The organism is Legionella bozemanae, from assembly GCF_900450575.1.
Lineage (GTDB): Bacteria > Pseudomonadota > Gammaproteobacteria > Legionellales > Legionellaceae > Legionella > Legionella bozemanae.
This window is the reverse complement of sequence record NZ_UGGY01000001.1, coordinates 315,138-332,751: the sequence shown is the minus strand read 5'-3', so window position 1 is coordinate 332,751 and position 17,614 is coordinate 315,138. Positions and strand designations below refer to the sequence as shown.

Below are 17,614 nucleotides of genomic sequence, written 5' to 3'. Positions count from 1 at the left end.
AGGAGTCAATATTCCAACAAACTCGAGTTTCACTGCGCTGCACCCAGGCTACAATAAAAATCAAAATGTAATGTTCAGACAAGCAATAAATTTTTACAATCGTCGCTTGTTAACACTTTAAATAGCCCCGATTTTTTATTTTCCTCATTATATAGTCTAAGGAATAACTTATTTAATTCCATTTTTTCCTCAAGACTTAAAAGCCTGGGATCCAATATTTGTGATCGGTTCATTAATTCAAGAAAGGTATTCTGATTCACTACATCACAAGCCGCAACAGCATCCAAGAATAACCGCAAATCTAAATGAGGCATACAAAGCGGGATGCTTCGAATGATTACTTCATTATCTCCTAACCATTCAAGATTCACTCCTAATTGTTTGAGGTACTGCTCCAGCTCCAGAGAGCTACCTTGTAATTTTTTGGGAAAGGAATAACGCATCGCTACCAATAAAGGCCTACTTGCCAAAGGCAAAACCAATTGCGGTATTTGCTCCTGCAATCTATATTGATGCAAGGCCACCACATCAACAACATACGGTTGTTGATGGATAAATACCAAAATGTATCGGCTATTTAAAATGATCCAGGGTAATTCGGTTTCTAAATTATAAACACTTTTGCTTGATACAGCCAATTTAGGATAGGGTTCATAAATCGCTTGGGCTTGCTTAGGACGCGATTGTTCGAATAATGTATATGAAATCTCTTCATTGGACTCATTTTTTGTTTTCAATGCGACAGTTAATTGTGAGGTAAAAAAATCAAAAACCAAGCGAGGCTGCTGAAAGCGCACTTCATGCTTGGTAGGATGTACGTTCACATCGACTTCTGCATGGTTAATCGTCAAATACAACACACAGGCGGGAAAACGACCAGGATATAATAAGCCATCATAAGCCTGCTTTAACGCCTGGTGGATTAGCCTATCTTTTACCATACGCTGATTAATGTAAACCCATAATCGATCATTCTGGCTGCGCTGAAAATTGGGGCTACTTATCCATCCATAGAGTTTCATTGCACCATGCTCTACATCAAGATAAATCGATTCTTTAACAAAAGCACTACCCAATATTCGGGTCATGCGTGTCAAACGAGTTTGTTCATTTTTTGCAGCAGGAAGAGACAAAACCTGTTTTCCATTATGTTTTAATGTTAATGCGATCTCAGGAGCACTTAAAGCAAAACGTTTCACTACGGTTTCGATTGCTTGAAATTCTAGTTTTTCGCTTTTTAAAAATCGTTTTCGTACCGGTGCATTAAAAAATAAATCAACAACATCTACTGTCGTTCCTACGGTGCGGGCACAAGGGGAAATCGCTCTTTCTGTACCTTGTACTCGCAGCATCACTGCTGTTTCTTGTTGTTCCGGTTTGGAGCTAATTGTGACTTTTGCTACAGAAGCGATACTGGCTAATGCTTCGCCACGAAAGCCCATACTATCAATTGCATATAAGTCGTTAAGTGTGCTGATTTTGCTGGTCGCATGCGCAGCAATCGCCAAGGGCAAATCTTCTGCTACGATACCAATTCCATTATCACTGATTTTGATTTGATTTAGACCGCCATAACCTATTTCTATAATAATTGCATCCGCACCTGCATCAAAAGAATTTTCCAGGAGTTCTTTCACTACCGATGCAGGCCGTTCTATCACTTCTCCCGCAGCAATTTGATTTGCTATAAGCGGTGGTAATTGCTGAATTCTTATGCCCATGCCTGAGGAATCACCAATTTTTGCCCTGGCTTAAGCCGAGTAATGCCGCGCAAATGATTCATGGATTGTAGCGCTGCAACCGAAACATGATATCGTGCAGCGATAGCAGGTAAGGTTTCTCCTGCGCGAACCCAATGGACATTATTCGTCGTCATTGCTTCAATGCGCGACCCGTGCGGGGGATTGTCCCAGAAGTATCCTTTAATTCCTTGAAAAATTGCTTGGCTCAAACGAGCTTGATAAGCAGGGTTCGTTAGATTTCGCTCCTCTATAGGATTTGAAATAAATCCTGTTTCTACTAAAATTGAAGGAATATCAGCAGACTTCAAGACTACAAATCCGGCTTGCTCCACTTTGTTATTATGTAAATTAGTAAAATTACCGAGCTGACTTAAAACACGCCCTCCCATTTGTAAACCTGAATTAATTGTAGCTGTTTGTGATAAATCAATGAGTACAGAGCGAACAACTCCGTTCTGATCATCCAAATCACCTAAATTTACTCCGCCTAATTCAGAATAGTTTTCCTTTTCTGCAAGCCAACGCGCTGCTTCACTTGTTGCTCCTCTTTGTGATAAAGCAAATACTGAAGCACCATTTGAATGAGGGTTATTAAACGCATCTGCATGAATGGCAACAAAAATATCACCATTATATTTTCTGGCAATATCCAGGCGTTGTCGTAGACCCACGTAATAATCTCCCGAGCGAGTCAATACTGCACGCATCCCAGGCTGTTTGTCGATTAATTGTTTTAGTTTTAAAGTAATTGCCAAAACGACATCCTTTTCTCGGGAATTACGTGGGCCCCGAGCCCCAGGGTCCTTGCCTCCATGCCCTGCATCCAAAACAACGATAACATCACGCAATTTAGAAGGTCTACTGCTTACTTTAATCGGGTTCTGATTTGCTAAAATCGGGTATGCTGCTTGCTTGGGTGCAATTTTTGCAGGTAATTTAGCCTGTTGCATTTTCGGTGTAGTATATGTTTTCGGCACTATAGATGCAGTTTTAGGAGTACTTGCTGCAATTGGTGCACCTAGACGACCACTATGTACTAAATCAACACGTACACCACCAAAAGCACCACTAGGTTTCCACGGAGATGATCTTAGTTGTACTTTTTGGGCCACTTCAAAAACTAATCTTAAGGTTCTAGGGTCCGAATGCCCACTGCGAACTTGTTTTACTAATCCATTGATTAATCCCGATTGATTTAAATTCACAGCGAGTTGTGTTTCCTTTAGGTCCAACACAACACGCGCAGGATGATCCAAAAAAAATAATTTATGGGTGAATGGTCCATTAATTGTGAGAAAAAGTGACGTTTGGTTCCCCTGCTGTTTTAAAACAACAGACTGTAGTTGAGCACTAAATGTTGTAATAGAGCAAAAACACATCACAACAAAACACCATGAGCGAAATATCATCTTTCACCTGCCAGGCGAGCTAAAATTCTTTTACCCGCTGCACTTAATGCCATAATTTGCATTTCACGTCCAGCCCCTTTAATACCTAACTTAAAACGAATATCTATATGGGGCAATGCTCTTCCAGCATGTTCTGCCCATTCAATACAACAGATACTCTCCTGGGTAAAATAATCCCTGAATCCCATATATTCCAACTCTTCCTCATGGTGTATTCGATAGAGATCAAAATGGTGTATGGTTAAATGATTGCATGTATAACTTTCTACCAATGAAAAGGTAGGGCTTTTGATTGCCGATTGAATACCTAGATGTTTCAACATGGCGCGAATAATAGTTGTTTTACCTGCACCCAAATCACCACTAAAAGTCATGATCAGGGAAGGACAAAGACAAGAAGCCAGATGAGCAGCAAAATTTTCACTCGCCGTTTCATCAGGCAAATTCAGTGTTATAACCGTATTCGATTCGCTATTTATCATCATTCAGGGTAATTCAAAACATGCGGTAAAACATCAAACAAATCACTGGCTAATAAACCAGCTCCTCCCATTTTTTTTGCTAACAGATCTCCGGCAACTGCATGCGCCCATACACCACATTGTGCTGCTTCGGATAAAGAAAATCCTTGAGCACAAAGCCCCCCGATAATACCGCTTAATACATCGCCCATACCCGCACTAGCCATAGCAGGGTTGCCCCGAGGGCAAACAAATGCACTTTTCTCCGCTGTTTGAATTATGGTTCCAGCCCCCTTCAATACAACAACTCCACCGTATTGCTTCTGGATGTTAGCTGCCGCCTGATATCTGTCTTTCTGAATCAAATCAGTAGAACAAGAAAGCAAACAAGCCGCCTCACCAGGATGTGGGGTTAATACCCAATTATCATCCATCTGTGAATTTTGGGCTAATAATCTTAACGCTGAGGCATCAATAACCATAGGTAATTGTGATGTAATTGCCATTAAAAATAAATTAATAGCCCATTCACTTTCTCCCAGGCCGGGGCCAATAATACACACTGTAGCCCGATCTAAAAGCGGTATTAAATCTCTAGCGGTTTCCACAGCACTTACCATAGCCTCAGGGATTAATGATAAGGCGCTCTTTGCGTGTTCAGGCCAAGTTGCAACAGTTACTGAACCTGCGCCTGTTCGCATTGCAGCTTTGGCCGCGAGGCTAATAGCCCCAGGCATTCCTGGTCCTCCACCAATTACTAAAACATGGCCATAATTTCCCTTATGTGAATTTTTTTTGCGTCCGGCAAGCGGCAAAGCTAAAGTATCTGAACTTAAAAGACATGCAGCAGGAGCCAGTTGAGTCACACAGGAGTCAAGTTGTAAAGAACAACAGTGTATGTCCCCACAATAATCAGGGCCATCCGCGGTATACATCCCCGATTTCTGGGCGATAAACGTTAAAGTGGTATTGGCTTTAACACAAAAATTTTCTACCTTCCCGGTATCTGCGTTAAGGCCTGATGGAATATCCAAAGCTACGACAGGTAGACCACTGGTATTAATCTGATTAATCGCCGATACAGTAGCACCACGAACAGGTCCTTTCAGACCAATCCCTAATAAGGCATCAATAACCAATTCTGTTTCGCTGTCTAATGGTTCATCTGCAGCCTGGCACTCAACTCCTGCATTTATAGCCATTAAAGCTGCATGTTGCGCTGCAATAGGAAGGTCGGCCACTGCCTTACATTGGTAAATGGTCACTAATAATCCATGTTCATGCGCTAAACGTGCCACCACATACCCATCACCAGCATTATTTCCAGCGCCACAATACACAGCAACATGTCGAACATGGGGATATAGTTTTGTTATAAGAAAAAATGCCTCCGCTCCCGCACGAGACATCAGTGCATTTTCATCTAATTGATATAAAGAAGTAGCCTGTTGCTCACAAGCTCTAATTTGCTCACAACGATAAAGTGCATGTGTTGGTATGATCACCTTGTGCTCCAAATTTACTATAGCGCAACTACTAAGTTCTATACATCGTTGCCAGCTCATTCGGTTCAGTCATGTATTTTTGTACACTCCTTCACCTCACTTTACTTGCGCCTTGTCTAGAACTTAGTGGATGACGCTATATTTCGAACACGTCTCTTATATGTAGTCTAGGAGTGAATCAAACCCGAGCTTCAGAATTCCCGGGTTTTGACTTCGCCTTCACCAGGCTACTTCCATTTACTTGACTAATTTTAACGAAGGCTTACTTTTAGAAGCAGTTGAACCATCAGATTCAGCACCTGATGAGCCAGAAGATGCTGGAGGTGGCTCTTCTTCATCTTCGATAGCAAAAGCAATGCCTCTGCCATTTTCTTTAGCATAGATTTCTAATACTGATCCTGGCGGAACAAAAATCTGTTCTGTTTTTCCTGAAAAACGCGCAGTAAAGATAATTCGATCATTTTCCAATAAAAGACCGCGAGTTGCTGCCGGAGAAATATTTAACACGATGCGATCATGGTTTACATGTTCTCTCGGCACCTGCACACCCGGATATGCTGCATTAACCAGGATATAAGGAGTTAATTCGTTATCTACTATCCAATCATAGGCAGCACGAATTAAATAAGGTTTGTTCGATGTCATTGTCATTATTTATGCCGCTCTTAGTTGTCGCTCAGCATCAGTCAAACTTGCTTGAAACGATTCACGTTTGAACAAGCGCTGCATGTAAGCAATTATTCCTTTAAACTCCGGTGCAATTTCAATTCCCAATCGAGGCAAACGCCACAACAAAGGTGCTAATGCACAATCCAACAAAGAAAACTCATCACTTAAAAAATAAGATTTATCTGCAAATACAGGATCAAGCGCAGTTAAACTTTCGAATAAATTTGTCCTGGCCTGTTCTGTATTATCATCCCTTAAAATGCGATTCATTAAATAATACCAATCATGTTCAATCCTGTGCATCATTTTTCGTGTTTCCGCACGAGCAACAGGGTAGACAGGCAATAATGGTGGATGAGGAAATCGCTCATCTAAATATTCCATAATAATACGTGGTTCATAAAGTACAAGTTCTCTATCAATTAAAGTAGGAACTGTCCCATATGGATTAACTGATAAAAGATCAGCGCTGGGCTCTGCCTGCTTCGCAGCAAGAATTTCTACATTTACCCCTTTTTCAGCCAAAACAATCCGAACCTGATGGCTATAAACATCATCTGTATCGGAAAATAAAGACATTATAGTGCGCTTCGCAACAATTGCCATGAGCAACTCCTATTTAATTCAACCTATAACAAAAGTAAGTACAAACACACAAAACCTGCACTTTACCACATTTTTACCTTTTTGGGTTACTTTATGCCGTTTTTTCGCCAATAAACTCTTTTTAAACCGAGAGCAACAAGAAATAAAACAAATAAAAAGCTAACAACATAGAAGCCTATTTGATATCGTATTAACTGTACTGGCTCGCCAACATATGCAAGAAAAGCAACCAAATCGTGTAAATCATTATTAAAATCATCTTCAGATAATTCATGATTCAACGTTTCTAAAATATTAGGCATAGCAACATCAGGGACAAGACGGTTATTTGTACCAAAAGGCCGAGAATCATCTCGATAAAAGCCATTTAAATAACTATAAAGCCATTTTGTTCCTTTTTCTCGAGCAACTAAAGATAGATCCGGAGGTACTATCCCAAACCACTGTTTTGCATCTTCGGGCGACAAAGCAATGCGAATTGGATCATTGACTGTTGCTTGCGTAAAAATCAGATTATTTTTTAATAAATCTTCATTTATTCGACCATCAAATCCTGTTATGCCTAATCCTTTAGCCATGTGATTATAACGCAAATAGTTCAAAGAGTGGCAACCAGAACAATAATTCATAAATAATCTAGCGCCTCTTTGCAAGCTGGCCTTAGCTTGTACATCAACTTGTGTCGAATGCGCCAATGCAACGGAATGTAGAAGTAAGCTAAAAAACCATACAGGCAAATAAAAAGCTACTCCTTTCATACGCATTATTGCCCTCCTAAGCGAGAGGGTAATGGGTGCGTTTTTTCAAAACGAGTATAAAAAGGCATCGACAAAAAATAGGCAAAATATAATATAGTACAGGTACGAGCCAAATACAAACGCACAGGGGTTACGGGAATTGTTCCCAAATAACCTAATAGCACAAAAGCGGCCACCCCTAGAAATAGCATAACTCGTGAATAATTTCCTTTATAGCGCATTGAGCGAACAGGGCTACGATCAAGCCAAGGTAAAAAGAAAAGAACTAATAAAGCAAATCCTATGCACATTACCCCCAATAATTTATCGGGTATTGCGCGCAATATGGCGTAAAAAGGAGCCATATACCACATTGGAGCAATATGATCTGGGGTAATTAAAGGGTTCGCGGGAGCGAAATTATTATGCTCTAAAAAGTACCCCCCCATTTCAGGAGCAAAAAACACAACTGCAAAAAACAAGATGAGAAAAGCAACCACCATGACTAAGTCTTTAACTATGTAGTAAGGATGAAAAGGAATTCCATCCAAAGGCTTTCCTTTGTCATCCAGCATATTTTTGATTTCAATTCCATCCGGATTATTCGATCCTACCTTATGCAAGGCAACGACATGCAAGAAAACCAGAAAAAAGAGTAAGAATGGAATGGCAATAACATGCAACGCAAAAAAACGTTGCAAGGTGGCATTGCCCACGGTGTAGTCGCCTCTTAACCAAACAACAAGATGGTCACCAATATAAGGAATAGCACTCAACAATGAAGTGATAACTTCCGCTCCCCAGTAGGACATTTGCCCCCAAGGCAATAAATAGCCAAAAAAAGCGCCAGCTAATAGTACGATGTAGAGAAACATTCCTAAAAGCCAAACGAGCTCTCGTGGCTTTTGGTATGAGCCATAAAGTAGACCACGAAACATATGTAAATAAATAACAATAAAAAAGGCGGAGGCGCCTGTTGAATGCATATACCGAAGTAACCAACCAAAATTGACATCGCGCATTATGTATTCTATGGATGAAAAAGCCTGTTCAGCGCTTGGGGTATAAAACATGGTCAGCCACAAACCGGTAATGAATTGATTAACCAAAACCACAAGAGCTAATGAACCAAAAAAGTAAAGAAAATTTAAATTTTTTGGAAGATAATAGGCACCGAAATAATTTTTCCAGGTGCTCATCAAAGGAAAACGCTCATCGAGCCATTTGAAGAGTCTATTCATTTAATCGAGCCTTTTTCTATTACCCATTGCATTTGAAAAATTATAGCCCGGGTGTGGCGAAGCAAGAACCCCAGGCTACAGACTACATGAAACCTACGCTTTATCCTCGCCAATCACAATCGTTTGCTTATCGATAAAATAATATGGAGGCACTTCCATATTAATCGGCGCAGGGACATCTTTAAAAACCCTGCCAGAAAGATCAAAAGTAGAGCCATGGCAAGGACAGAAAAACCCGCCGGGCCAATCAGGCCCTAAATCGCCAAGATGTGGTTTGTATTTTGGCGAGCAACCCAAGTGAGTGCAAATCCCTATAAGTACTAAATATTCTGGGTTAATAGAACGATGTTGATTTTTTGCATAAGAAGGTTGCTGTCGAGTCAACGAGTTCGGATCGCGCAATCTTGAAGAGTACGCCGTTAAGCGTTGCAACATTTCTTCAGTTCGCCTAATTATCCATACAGGTTTGCCACGCCACTCAACAACCGCCATATTACCTGGCTCCAGTTTGCTTAAATCAACTTGTACTGGTGCACCTTCGGCTTGCGCTTTGGCACTTGGTAACCAAGAAACAACAAAGGGGGTTAAGGCACATAGAGCCCCTATCCCTCCTAATACACAAGTTGTAGTTAACAAAAACCGGCGACGATCTTCATCTACCAGATCGTTTTTATCCTGCTCAGGATCAGTAATTTGATTCACCATATCGTCTGCTTATGTGGTTGTATAAACAAAAAAACCCCGCCGATGCGGGGTTTTTAACCAATAAACGATTAACGTTTTGAGTATTGAGTTGCACGACGTGCTTTGTGCAAGCCCACTTTCTTTCTTTCAACACGACGTGAATCACGAGTTAACAAGCCACGTGCACGAAGTCTTCTTCGAACAGAATTTGGATTGGGTTCAGCATCTTCTGCCAATCCTTTTTCATCATAAGCAACTAATGCTCTTGCGATACCCAAACGTACAGCACCTGCCTGGCCAGAAACTCCACCACCAGAAACTGTAACATAAACATCAAATTTATTAACAAGGTCAACGGTTTCCAATGGCTGCATGACAACCATACAAGAAGTTTCACGGCAAAAATATTCCTGTAAAGTACGGCCATTTACCTTGATCTCGCCTTTACCTGGACGTAAAAACACACGAGCTGTTGAACTTTTTCTACGGCCAGTGCCGTAGTATTGCTTCATTTCAGCCATAATACTTATTCCTCAATATCAAGTTGCTTGGGTTGCTGTGCAGTATGTGGATGTTCGTTGCCAACATATACTTTTAGCTTACGATACATCTCTCTACCTAAAGGATTCTTTGGTAACATGCCTTTAACAGCAAGTTCGATAATTCTAACAGGATTTCTAGCCTGTAACTTTTCAAAACTATCTGATTTTATTCCACCAGGATATCCGGTGTGACGATAGTACATCTTGTTGGTAAACTTACGACCGGTCACAATAACTTTTTCTGCATTTGTAACAATGATGTAGTCGCCAGTATCAACATGGGGGGTATACTCAGCTTTATGCTTGCCACGTAAACGACGAGCAATTTCAGTTGCTAAGCGACCCAAAACTTTATCGCTGGCATCAACTACTAACCAGTCACGTTTGACTTCGTGGCTTTTGGCACTAAATGTCTTCATTAAATGAACTCCGAACCGCCTAAATTGGTAATCTTCTATCATGGACGGGCGATTTTAACCAAAACAGAAACATCCTACAAGTAAAAAGGATAAAAATTTATAAACAATTAATTAAATCCGCGTAAATATAACAAATTTCAAACAAAAATCATAATAATTTTTGCTCTATTTTGACCTGGGCGCCGTGAAGCAGAACCCGACTTATGACTTCGCCTTATTGATCACTCTTGATCAATAAGTAACTGTTCAACAACTCTGCCAGAAACTAAATGTCTTTCTATGATTTCATCAATATCAGCAAATGATGAATAGGAGTACCATACCCCTTCTGGATAAATCACGATACATGGACCAGAACTGCAACGTCCAAGACAACCTGATTTACTCACACGAACCTTACCTGGGCCATGCATTTCCAGCTCCAGGAGTCGCGACTTCATATAATCAAAATACATTTCACCGCCAGAATTGGCGCAGCATTGCTTGCCTGCAGCCTTTTGATTGGTGCATATAAGAACATGTTTATTGTAATAGGCCAATGTTTACTTTCCTATAGATTCAATAGCTTCAATTTTTGTTTTTAACTTTAAACCAGGTTTAAACGTTACAACTCTCCTGGCAACTACAGGAATTTCTTCTCCTGTCTTTGGATTCCTACCCGGCCTTTGTGGCTTGTCCCTTAATGTAAAATTGCCAAAACCTGATAATTTTACATGATGTCCATGCTCAAGAGCATGCCGCAATTCTTCAAAAAAATTCTCGACCATTTCTTTTGATGCGGGTTTAGACAATTTTAATTCATCACACAAGGTTTCTGCCATTATTGCTTTGCTCAGTGCATTCACGATTATTCCCTCAATATGATTGAAAATTTATTTTCTAACGTATTGATTATAGCACTAATTAGAGAATTAATCTCTGCGTCCACCAAAGTCCGACTTTCATCTTGCAAAATCATGGCAACTGCGAGGCTTTTCTTGCCTTGAGGAACTCCTTCTCCGGTATACACATCAAATACATCAAAAGACTTTAACCAATTCTCTTTTATAGTCGATCGAACAGCGGATTCAATTTGCATCACACTGATGTCCGCATCAACTAAGAAGGATAAATCGCGACGTATTTGCGGGTACTTTGAAATTGTTTTATAATGCGGTGCTTCATGTCCAATTAATGCGGCTAAATTAATTTCGAATAACAACACATCTTCTTGTAAATCCAATGCGTCTACCAAACGTGGATGGAGCATACCTGCCCACCCAGCAGCCACTCCATTAATCTTTATTTGGGCGGATTGTCCAGGATGTAGCGCATCATGTACCGCAGTGGTAAATTCAACCTGCTTTAATTTGAGTGAAGTAAATAAAGATTGCAGATCGCCTTTCAGATCAAAAAAATCAAAAACTCGGGTAGGCTCACTCCAATTAGCACTTCCTTGTTCTCCCATCAATAAACCAGCAACACATGGACGTTCAATAAGTTGTCCCTTATTCACATCAAATACCACACCAATTTCAAAGAATTTAATTGCATTTTGCTGACGATGCACATTATAAATCATTGAAGCGATCAATCCTGGCCACATCCCGGTACGCATTTGTGATAATTCTGAAGAAATAGGGTTTAACAATTGCATAAACTCTTTATGAGGATAAAGCTCATGTTGTAATTCGGGATCAACAAAACTGTAGCTAATGGTTTCGTGGTAGCCTCTATTGCTGAACCAACGTGCAAGCGTTGTCGCTATTTCTTCATTCCCGCACGCTTTCCCTGCCTGCACCAATGTATACGTAGGTTGAGCATGTAAATTATCATAACCATAGAGACGGATGATTTCTTCCACTAAATCAACATCTTGCTGGATATCAAAACGATGAGAAGGAATAGTAACATCAAGAAAATTATGTCGTTCTTTTCCAATAACAATACCAAGTCCTTCCAATAAACTTTTCATTTCTTGCAGGGAAATATTAAGTCCGGTTAATTTTTTAACTTTATCTGTATCAAAAGAAAAACTTACTGTTTCTGGTAAGTTTTTTTTGTCTTGGGCTTCAATAACAGGTCCAGGTTTTCCACCTGCAATTTCTAAAATTAACGCGGTAGCTCGTTCCAATGCTTTTATCTGCAAGCACGGATCGACTCCCCGCTCAAAACGTTGGGATGAATCACTGAATAAACCAAACTTTCTGGCAACACCGGCAATGACAATTGGATTAAAATAAGCACTTTCCAAAAATACGTCTTGTGTATGCGCTTGTACAGAGCTCGCTTCTCCCCCCATAATACCAGCCATCGCCAAGGGTTTTTCTTTGTCAGCAATCACTAATACTTTTTCATTTAAAGTTAATTCTTGGCCATCAAGCAACTCCAACTGCTCTTGGTTATTGCTAAAACGCACTTTAATTTCACCTTTGATTGTTGCTAAATCAAAGGCATGCATAGGTTGTCCCAATTCGAGCATTACATAATTCATAACATCCACAACAGGATGTAATGTGCGGATACCACTTCGACGCAAACGCTCACTCATCCATAAAGGTGTATTTGCCTTAGGATTTATATTACGAATCACTCGACCGCAATAACGTGGGCAAGCCTCAGTATTTTTCAACTCAATAGTCAATACATCATCAATACTGGGAGTCACCTCGGAAATGCTTTTTTCCGCTAAGGGTAATTTGTTTAAAACAGCTACTTCACGGGCAACGCCTAAAACACTAAAACAATCAGCTCGATTGGGCGTTAAATCAATATCAAAAATATGGTCATCAAGAGTCAAATACTCCCGTAAATCCATTCCCACTGGTGCATCACTTTCTAATTCCATAATGCCTTCAGATTGCTCGGCCATTCCTAATTCACTAACAGAACAAAGCATTCCTTGGGATAGCTCGCCGCGTAACTTAGATTCTTTAATATTAAAACCACCTGGCAAACGCGCTCCAATCATTGCTAAGGCTACCTTTAACCCTGGCCTTACATTAGAAGCACCACAAACAATTTGCAGCGGCTTATCGGTGTTTGCGTTCACTTCGCATAAGGTTAATTTATCCGCATTAGGATGAGGTTTAGTGCTAAGAACTTCAGCAACGATTACATGAGTAAACTCCCCTGCTACCGGGCTCACTGCATCTACTTCGAGGCCAGCCATAGTCAGTTGACTTGCTAATTCTTGTTCAGTTAATGAGAAATTTACCCATTCACGCAACCATAATTTACTTAATTTCATTTATAGTCCTTACCACCTTATTAAACTGTTTATTAAGTTTCTATAGACAGCGCACATCTACGGAACTTCAATACTGAAAACAATTCAGTATCTCAACCAGCGACATTTCTTAAAATTGACTTAAAAAAGTAAGATCATTTTCAAACATCATACGTAAGTCATCGATTCCATAATACAACATTGCCAGTCTATCCATACCCATACCAAACGCCCAACCTTGATACTCATCAGGAGAAATATTCACTGCTTTAAGCACGTTAGGATGCACCATGCCGCAACCTAAAACTTCAAGCCATCCAGTAAACTTACAGGAACGACATCCTTTACCGCTGCATTGAGTGCATTCAATATCTACCTCTGCGGAAGGTTCTGTAAAAGGGAAATAAGATGGTCTAAAGCGCAACGCCAATTTACGACCGAAAAAATCGGCAAAAAGATCTTCTAGTAATCCTTTTAAGCTTGCTAAAGTAGCCTGCTTATCAATCAACAAACCTTCAACTTGGTGAAACATAGGTGTGTGAGTCAAATCCGAATCACAACGATAGACACGTCCAGGCGCAATTAAGCGGAAAGGAGGTTTGCGTTGCTCCATAGTACGAATTTGTACTGGTGAAGTATGGGTTCGCAATAATCGGCCGTCACCAAAATAAAAAGTGTCATGCATTGCCCGTGCAGGATGATGTCCGGGGATATTCAATGCCTCAAAATTATAAAATTCAGTTTCTACTTCCGGTCCATCGACAATATCAAAGCCCATGCGGCTAAAAAATTCATTAATTCGGTGCTTCACTTGGGTCACAGGATGCAATGAACCGCTTTCTTTCCTACGTCCTGGAAGGGTGACATCGATACGTTCAGCAGAGAGCTTTTCCAATAATTGTTTTTCTTTAAGTTCAAGCATTTTCGTTTCAATCAAGGTACTGATTTCACGTTTTGCCTGATTTACTAGTTGACCTACTTTCGGTTTTTCTTCAGCTGAGAGATGCGCAAGGCTTTTTAAAATTTCTGTTAGCTTGCCTTTCTTGCCTAAAAAATCAACGCGGATTGCTTCCAATCCACATACATCTTGTGCATTCTTAATTGCTTCAGAAGCCTGCTCTTGTATGGTGATGATATCCTGCATAATTATACCCACAAGTAAAAAGGAGGCCGCAGCCTCCTTAAAATAAATTTCATCTTTATCTAGTGCTCTCAACCAAGGATGAAGCGTGGTGAACCCGATCCCAGGTCCCGCTATGCTACATCCAAGTGGCCTTTAATAAAGATTATTTTGCTAATGCAGCTTTAGCTTGTTCAGCAATCGCAGCAAAAGCTACTTTGTCATGAACAGCCAGATCAGCCAATACTTTTCTATCCAGTTCAATTGATGCTTTTTTCAACCCATCAATTAAACGGCTGTATGATAATCCGCACTCACGAGCTTGTGCATTAATACGCGTAATCCACAACGCACGAAACTGACGTTTTTTCTGGCGTCGATCACGATAAGCATATTGACCTGCTTTAATTACTGCTTGTTTTGCCATGCGGTAGGTTCGGCTACGGGCACCGTAATAACCTTTTGCTTGGTCTAAAACTTTCTTGTGACGTGCTTTCGCTGTCACACCACGTTTAACTCTTGGCATTCTTCATTCCCCCCTTAACTACCGTGCAACATACGTTCTGCCAAACGTGCATCGCATGGCTTCAAAGTACCTGCCTCTACACGCAAATGTCGTTTTGCTTTAGTAGACTTTTTGGTGAGGATATGATTTCTATAAGCACCGCGACGTTTAATCGCGCCACTTGCTGTCTTACGGAAGCGTTTAGATGCTCCGCGATGTGACTTTAACTTCGGCATAACAATATACTCCGCATTTATTTCAGCTACTTAGTTTTTTTGGGTGATAACACCATCAGTAATTGTCTTCCTTCGCGTTTCGCTTGCTGTTCTACAACAGCAAATTCAGCAGTATCCTGCTGTAAACGCTCAAGAATCTTCATACCGAGTTCTTGGTGAGCCATTTCACGTCCACGAAAACGTAGCGTAATTTTGACTTTATCACCATGATTTAGGAAACGGATCAGGTTGCGTAGCTTGACCTGATAATCTCCATCTTCCGTCGTAGGACGGAATTTTAATTCTTTGACCTGAATTTGCTTCTGCTTTTTCTTCGCTTCAGCTTGTTTTTTACTCAGCTCAAAGAGAAACTTACCATAATCCATAATACGGCATACGGGAGGCTTTGCTGTTGGAGATATTTCCACCAAATCCAATCCACCTTCTTCCGCTGCACGCAGGGCTTCACGTGTTGGGACGATTCCTGCCTGATTACCATCGACATCAATTAAGCGTACCTCAGGTACATTGATCTGTTCATTAATTCGTGCGCGATCATTTTCACGCTTAGTTGGTGCACTAATGGTTTAATCCCCCCTGCTTGTTAATTAATAAGACCCTTTCCGAGCAATTTCTTGCGCTAAGGTATCACAAATTGTATCTATTGTCATCACACCCAAGTCTGCTCCTTCACGTGAGCGCACAGCAACCTGGTTTGCTTCAACTTCTTTATCACCTATCACTAAAAGATAAGGTACTTTTTGTAAAGTATGTTCGCGAATTTTAAAGCCAATTTTCTCATTTCTCAAGTCATAGTTGGCACGAACACCTCTTTTTTGTAAAATTTGGGTTACTTTACTTGCATACTCGTTCTGCTTTTCACTAATTGTCAGGACGATTGCTTGCACTGGAGATAACCATAAAGGTAATTTTCCTGCGTAGTGTTCTATTAAAATTCCCATAAAACGTTCAAAAGAACCTAGAATTGCACGGTGTAACATGACTGGAGTTTGTTTGCTACCGTCTTCTGTGACATATGAAGCTTCCAAACGGCCTGGCATCGAAAAATCAACTTGTATGGTTCCACATTGCCAAATTCTGCCTAAACAATCTGCTAAGGAGCATTCAATTTTAGGTCCATAAAAAGCTCCTTCGCCTGGAGCATCAACCCATTCTATATTTCTATCTTTCATTGCTTGTTTTAAAGCAGCCTCTGCTTTATCCCAAACGTCATCACTTCCAACTCGCTTTTCAGGACGTAATGCCAAACGATATTTAATCTCGTCAAAACCAAAATCGGTATATACAGACTGGACTAGCTCAAGCATCATCGCCACTTCGGATTGAATTTGATCTTCAGTACAGAAGATATGAGCATCGTCTTGAACCATATTACGAACACGCATCAAGCCATGTAATGCGCCTGAAGGTTCACAACGATGGCAATTACCAAATTCGGAAAATCTTAATGGTAAATCTCTATAACTTTTTAAACCTTGATTGAATACTTGCACATGACACGGGCAGTTCATTGGCTTCACTGCATAGTGACGATTTTCTGTCTCGGTGACAAACATCTCATCTCTGAAATTAGCCCAATGACCGGATTTTTCCCAAAGTACCCGATCAACTAATTGCGGAGTCCTAATTTCTTGATAGCCAAAGTCAGCCAGCCGGTTACGCATATAACGTTCGAGTTCTTGATAAATAGTCCAGCCTTTGGGATGCCAAAACACCATTCCAGGGGCAATATCCTGGAAGTGGAACAACTCTAAACTCTTGCCCAATTTGCGATGATCACGTTTTTCGGCTTCTTCAAGACGAAATAAATAATCAGCTAAAGATTTTTTATCTGCCCAGGCAGTACCATAGATGCGTTGCAACATTTCGTTATTGGAATCGCCGCGCCAGTATGCCCCAGCTAATTTAGTCAGCTTAAATGCCTTCAAAAATCCAGTAGAGGGAACATGAGGACCACGACAAAGGTCTTCAAAATCTCCTTGCTTATATAAAGACAATACTTCATCTTCAGGAATATCAGCAATAATCTTCGCTTTGTATTCTTCACCGATACTTTTGAAATACTTGATTGCCTCATCACGTGGCAATTCTCTGCGCGTTACAGGATAATTTGCCTTGGCCAATTCCACCATTTTTGCTTCAATTGCTTCGAGATCTTCGGGAGTAAATGGTCTTTGGAATGCAAAATCATAATAAAAGCCATCTTCAATTACAGGGCCTATGGTCACTTGAGCTGTTGGAAAAAGACTCTTAACTGCTTGCGCGAGTAAATGCGCGGTGGAATGACGAATGACATCAAGGCTTTCTTCTTGTTTTTCAGTAAGGATAACTAATGCACAATCATTTTCGATAAGGAAAGAAGTATCTACTAAACGATCATTGACACGACCTGCCAATGCAGCTTTAGCCAATCCTGGACTTATACTATGGGCGACATCATAAACAGTTAAAGGCGCTTCAAAATGTTTTATACTTCCATCAGGCAATTTAATGTTTGGCATAATTTTATCCGTAAGCACTTCTTTTCAAA

Annotated in this window: 19 protein-coding genes; all 19 read right to left on the bottom strand. The window is 40.5% G+C overall.

Annotated features, from left to right (window positions below):
- Positions 1-74: 74 nt before the first annotated feature.
- The 19 genes from mutL to thrS all read right to left on the bottom strand — a co-directional run bounded on the left by mutL (position 75) and on the right by thrS (position 17,585).
- Positions 75-1,721 (bottom strand): DNA mismatch repair endonuclease MutL, encoded by a 1,647-nt coding sequence (mutL, locus tag DY223_RS01550; protein WP_058457993.1) that lies wholly within the window; start codon positions 1,719-1,721, stop codon positions 75-77.
- On the bottom strand, positions 1,712-3,151 hold the full coding sequence (locus DY223_RS01545) for an N-acetylmuramoyl-L-alanine amidase family protein (protein WP_058457992.1): 1,440 nt from the start codon (positions 3,149-3,151) through the stop codon (positions 1,712-1,714). The genes mutL and DY223_RS01545 overlap by 10 nt, the downstream gene beginning before the upstream one ends.
- Complete coding sequence (gene tsaE / locus DY223_RS01540) at positions 3,148-3,633, bottom strand: tRNA (adenosine(37)-N6)-threonylcarbamoyltransferase complex ATPase subunit type 1 TsaE (protein ID WP_374930656.1); 486 nt, start codon at positions 3,631-3,633, stop codon at positions 3,148-3,150. Before tsaE ends, DY223_RS01545 begins: the two co-directional genes overlap by 4 nt.
- Positions 3,633-5,111 (bottom strand): bifunctional ADP-dependent NAD(P)H-hydrate dehydratase/NAD(P)H-hydrate epimerase, encoded by a 1,479-nt coding sequence (locus DY223_RS01535; RefSeq protein WP_058458095.1) that lies wholly within the window; start codon positions 5,109-5,111, stop codon positions 3,633-3,635. The genes tsaE and DY223_RS01535 overlap by 1 nt, the downstream gene beginning before the upstream one ends.
- Before the next feature lie 243 nt (positions 5,112-5,354).
- The gene (locus DY223_RS01530) at positions 5,355-5,768 is read right to left on the bottom strand and encodes a ClpXP protease specificity-enhancing factor (RefSeq protein ID WP_058457990.1); all 414 of its coding nucleotides are present in this window, start codon (positions 5,766-5,768) and stop codon (positions 5,355-5,357) included.
- 3 nt (positions 5,769-5,771) lie between these two features.
- Positions 5,772-6,392: a stringent starvation protein SspA gene (gene sspA / locus DY223_RS01525; RefSeq protein WP_058457989.1), complete on the bottom strand. Its 621-nt coding sequence runs from the start codon at positions 6,390-6,392 to the stop codon at positions 5,772-5,774.
- Positions 6,393-6,478: 86 nt separating this feature from the next.
- Complete coding sequence (locus DY223_RS01520) at positions 6,479-7,156, bottom strand: cytochrome c1 (RefSeq protein WP_058457988.1); 678 nt, start codon at positions 7,154-7,156, stop codon at positions 6,479-6,481.
- Positions 7,156-8,370, bottom strand: coding sequence for a cytochrome b (locus DY223_RS01515; protein ID WP_058457987.1), 1,215 nt, complete (start codon positions 8,368-8,370; stop codon positions 7,156-7,158). The genes DY223_RS01520 and DY223_RS01515 overlap by 1 nt, the downstream gene beginning before the upstream one ends.
- 93 nt (positions 8,371-8,463) lie before the next feature.
- Entirely contained in the window at positions 8,464-9,075 is a 612-nt protein-coding gene (gene petA / locus DY223_RS01510; RefSeq protein ID WP_058457986.1) for a ubiquinol-cytochrome c reductase iron-sulfur subunit, read from the bottom strand.
- A gap of 68 nt (positions 9,076-9,143) precedes the next feature.
- On the bottom strand, positions 9,144-9,575 hold the full coding sequence (gene rpsI, locus DY223_RS01505) for a 30S ribosomal protein S9 (RefSeq protein ID WP_058457985.1): 432 nt from the start codon (positions 9,573-9,575) through the stop codon (positions 9,144-9,146).
- 5 nt (positions 9,576-9,580) lie between these two features.
- Entirely contained in the window at positions 9,581-10,015 is a 435-nt protein-coding gene (gene rplM / locus DY223_RS01500) for a 50S ribosomal protein L13 (RefSeq protein WP_019234606.1), read from the bottom strand.
- Between the two features lie 221 nt (positions 10,016-10,236).
- Positions 10,237-10,554: a (2Fe-2S) ferredoxin domain-containing protein gene (locus tag DY223_RS01495; protein ID WP_058457984.1), complete on the bottom strand. Its 318-nt coding sequence runs from the start codon at positions 10,552-10,554 to the stop codon at positions 10,237-10,239.
- Between the two features lie 3 nt (positions 10,555-10,557).
- Positions 10,558-10,860: an integration host factor subunit alpha gene (locus tag DY223_RS01490; protein ID WP_058457983.1), complete on the bottom strand. Its 303-nt coding sequence runs from the start codon at positions 10,858-10,860 to the stop codon at positions 10,558-10,560.
- Between the two features lie 2 nt (positions 10,861-10,862).
- Positions 10,863-13,244 (bottom strand): phenylalanine--tRNA ligase subunit beta, encoded by a 2,382-nt coding sequence (gene pheT / locus DY223_RS01485; protein ID WP_058457982.1) that lies wholly within the window; start codon positions 13,242-13,244, stop codon positions 10,863-10,865.
- 109 nt (positions 13,245-13,353) lie between these two features.
- Positions 13,354-14,367, bottom strand: a complete 1,014-nt coding sequence (gene pheS, locus DY223_RS01480; RefSeq protein WP_058457981.1) for a phenylalanine--tRNA ligase subunit alpha — start codon at positions 14,365-14,367, stop codon at positions 13,354-13,356.
- A gap of 142 nt (positions 14,368-14,509) precedes the next feature.
- A complete protein-coding gene (gene rplT / locus DY223_RS01475; protein WP_019234611.1) occupies positions 14,510-14,869 on the bottom strand; it encodes a 50S ribosomal protein L20 in 360 nt (119 codons plus the stop codon).
- A 14-nt stretch (positions 14,870-14,883) separates the two neighbouring features.
- On the bottom strand, positions 14,884-15,084 hold the full coding sequence (rpmI, locus tag DY223_RS01470) for a 50S ribosomal protein L35 (RefSeq protein WP_019234612.1): 201 nt from the start codon (positions 15,082-15,084) through the stop codon (positions 14,884-14,886).
- A gap of 26 nt (positions 15,085-15,110) precedes the next feature.
- Entirely contained in the window at positions 15,111-15,647 is a 537-nt protein-coding gene (gene infC, locus DY223_RS01465; RefSeq protein ID WP_058457980.1) for a translation initiation factor IF-3, read from the bottom strand.
- A 24-nt stretch (positions 15,648-15,671) separates the two neighbouring features.
- A complete protein-coding gene (gene thrS, locus DY223_RS01460; protein ID WP_058457979.1) occupies positions 15,672-17,585 on the bottom strand; it encodes a threonine--tRNA ligase in 1,914 nt (637 codons plus the stop codon).
- Between the last annotated feature and the right edge of the window lie 29 nt (positions 17,586-17,614).

Excerpts from the sequence above, each read along its gene's own strand:
- thrS (WP_058457979.1), bottom strand. The coding sequence starts at position 17,585 with ATGCCAAACATTAAATTGCCTGATGGAAGTATAAAACATTTTGAAGCG.
- DY223_RS01515 (WP_058457987.1), bottom strand. The coding sequence starts at position 8,370 with ATGAATAGACTCTTCAAATGGCTCGATGAGCGTTTTCCTTTGATGAGC.
- tsaE (WP_374930656.1), bottom strand. The coding sequence starts at position 3,633 with ATGATAAATAGCGAATCGAATACGGTTATAACACTGAATTTGCCTGAT.
- sspA (WP_058457989.1), bottom strand. The coding sequence starts at position 6,392 with ATGGCAATTGTTGCGAAGCGCACTATAATGTCTTTATTTTCCGATACA.
- pheS (WP_058457981.1), bottom strand. The coding sequence starts at position 14,367 with ATGCAGGATATCATCACCATACAAGAGCAGGCTTCTGAAGCAATTAAG.
- rplT (WP_019234611.1), bottom strand. The coding sequence starts at position 14,869 with ATGCCAAGAGTTAAACGTGGTGTGACAGCGAAAGCACGTCACAAGAAA.
- mutL (WP_058457993.1), bottom strand. The coding sequence starts at position 1,721 with ATGGGCATAAGAATTCAGCAATTACCACCGCTTATAGCAAATCAAATT.
- rpsI (WP_058457985.1), bottom strand. The coding sequence starts at position 9,575 with ATGGCTGAAATGAAGCAATACTACGGCACTGGCCGTAGAAAAAGTTCA.
- pheT (WP_058457982.1), bottom strand. The coding sequence starts at position 13,244 with ATGAAATTAAGTAAATTATGGTTGCGTGAATGGGTAAATTTCTCATTA.
- rpmI (WP_019234612.1), bottom strand. The coding sequence starts at position 15,084 with ATGCCGAAGTTAAAGTCACATCGCGGAGCATCTAAACGCTTCCGTAAG.
- DY223_RS01545 (WP_058457992.1), bottom strand. The coding sequence starts at position 3,151 with ATGATATTTCGCTCATGGTGTTTTGTTGTGATGTGTTTTTGCTCTATT.
- rplM (WP_019234606.1), bottom strand. The coding sequence starts at position 10,015 with ATGAAGACATTTAGTGCCAAAAGCCACGAAGTCAAACGTGACTGGTTA.
- DY223_RS01530 (WP_058457990.1), bottom strand. The coding sequence starts at position 5,768 with ATGACAATGACATCGAACAAACCTTATTTAATTCGTGCTGCCTATGAT.
- petA (WP_058457986.1), bottom strand. The coding sequence starts at position 9,075 with ATGGTGAATCAAATTACTGATCCTGAGCAGGATAAAAACGATCTGGTA.
- DY223_RS01520 (WP_058457988.1), bottom strand. The coding sequence starts at position 7,156 with ATGCGTATGAAAGGAGTAGCTTTTTATTTGCCTGTATGGTTTTTTAGC.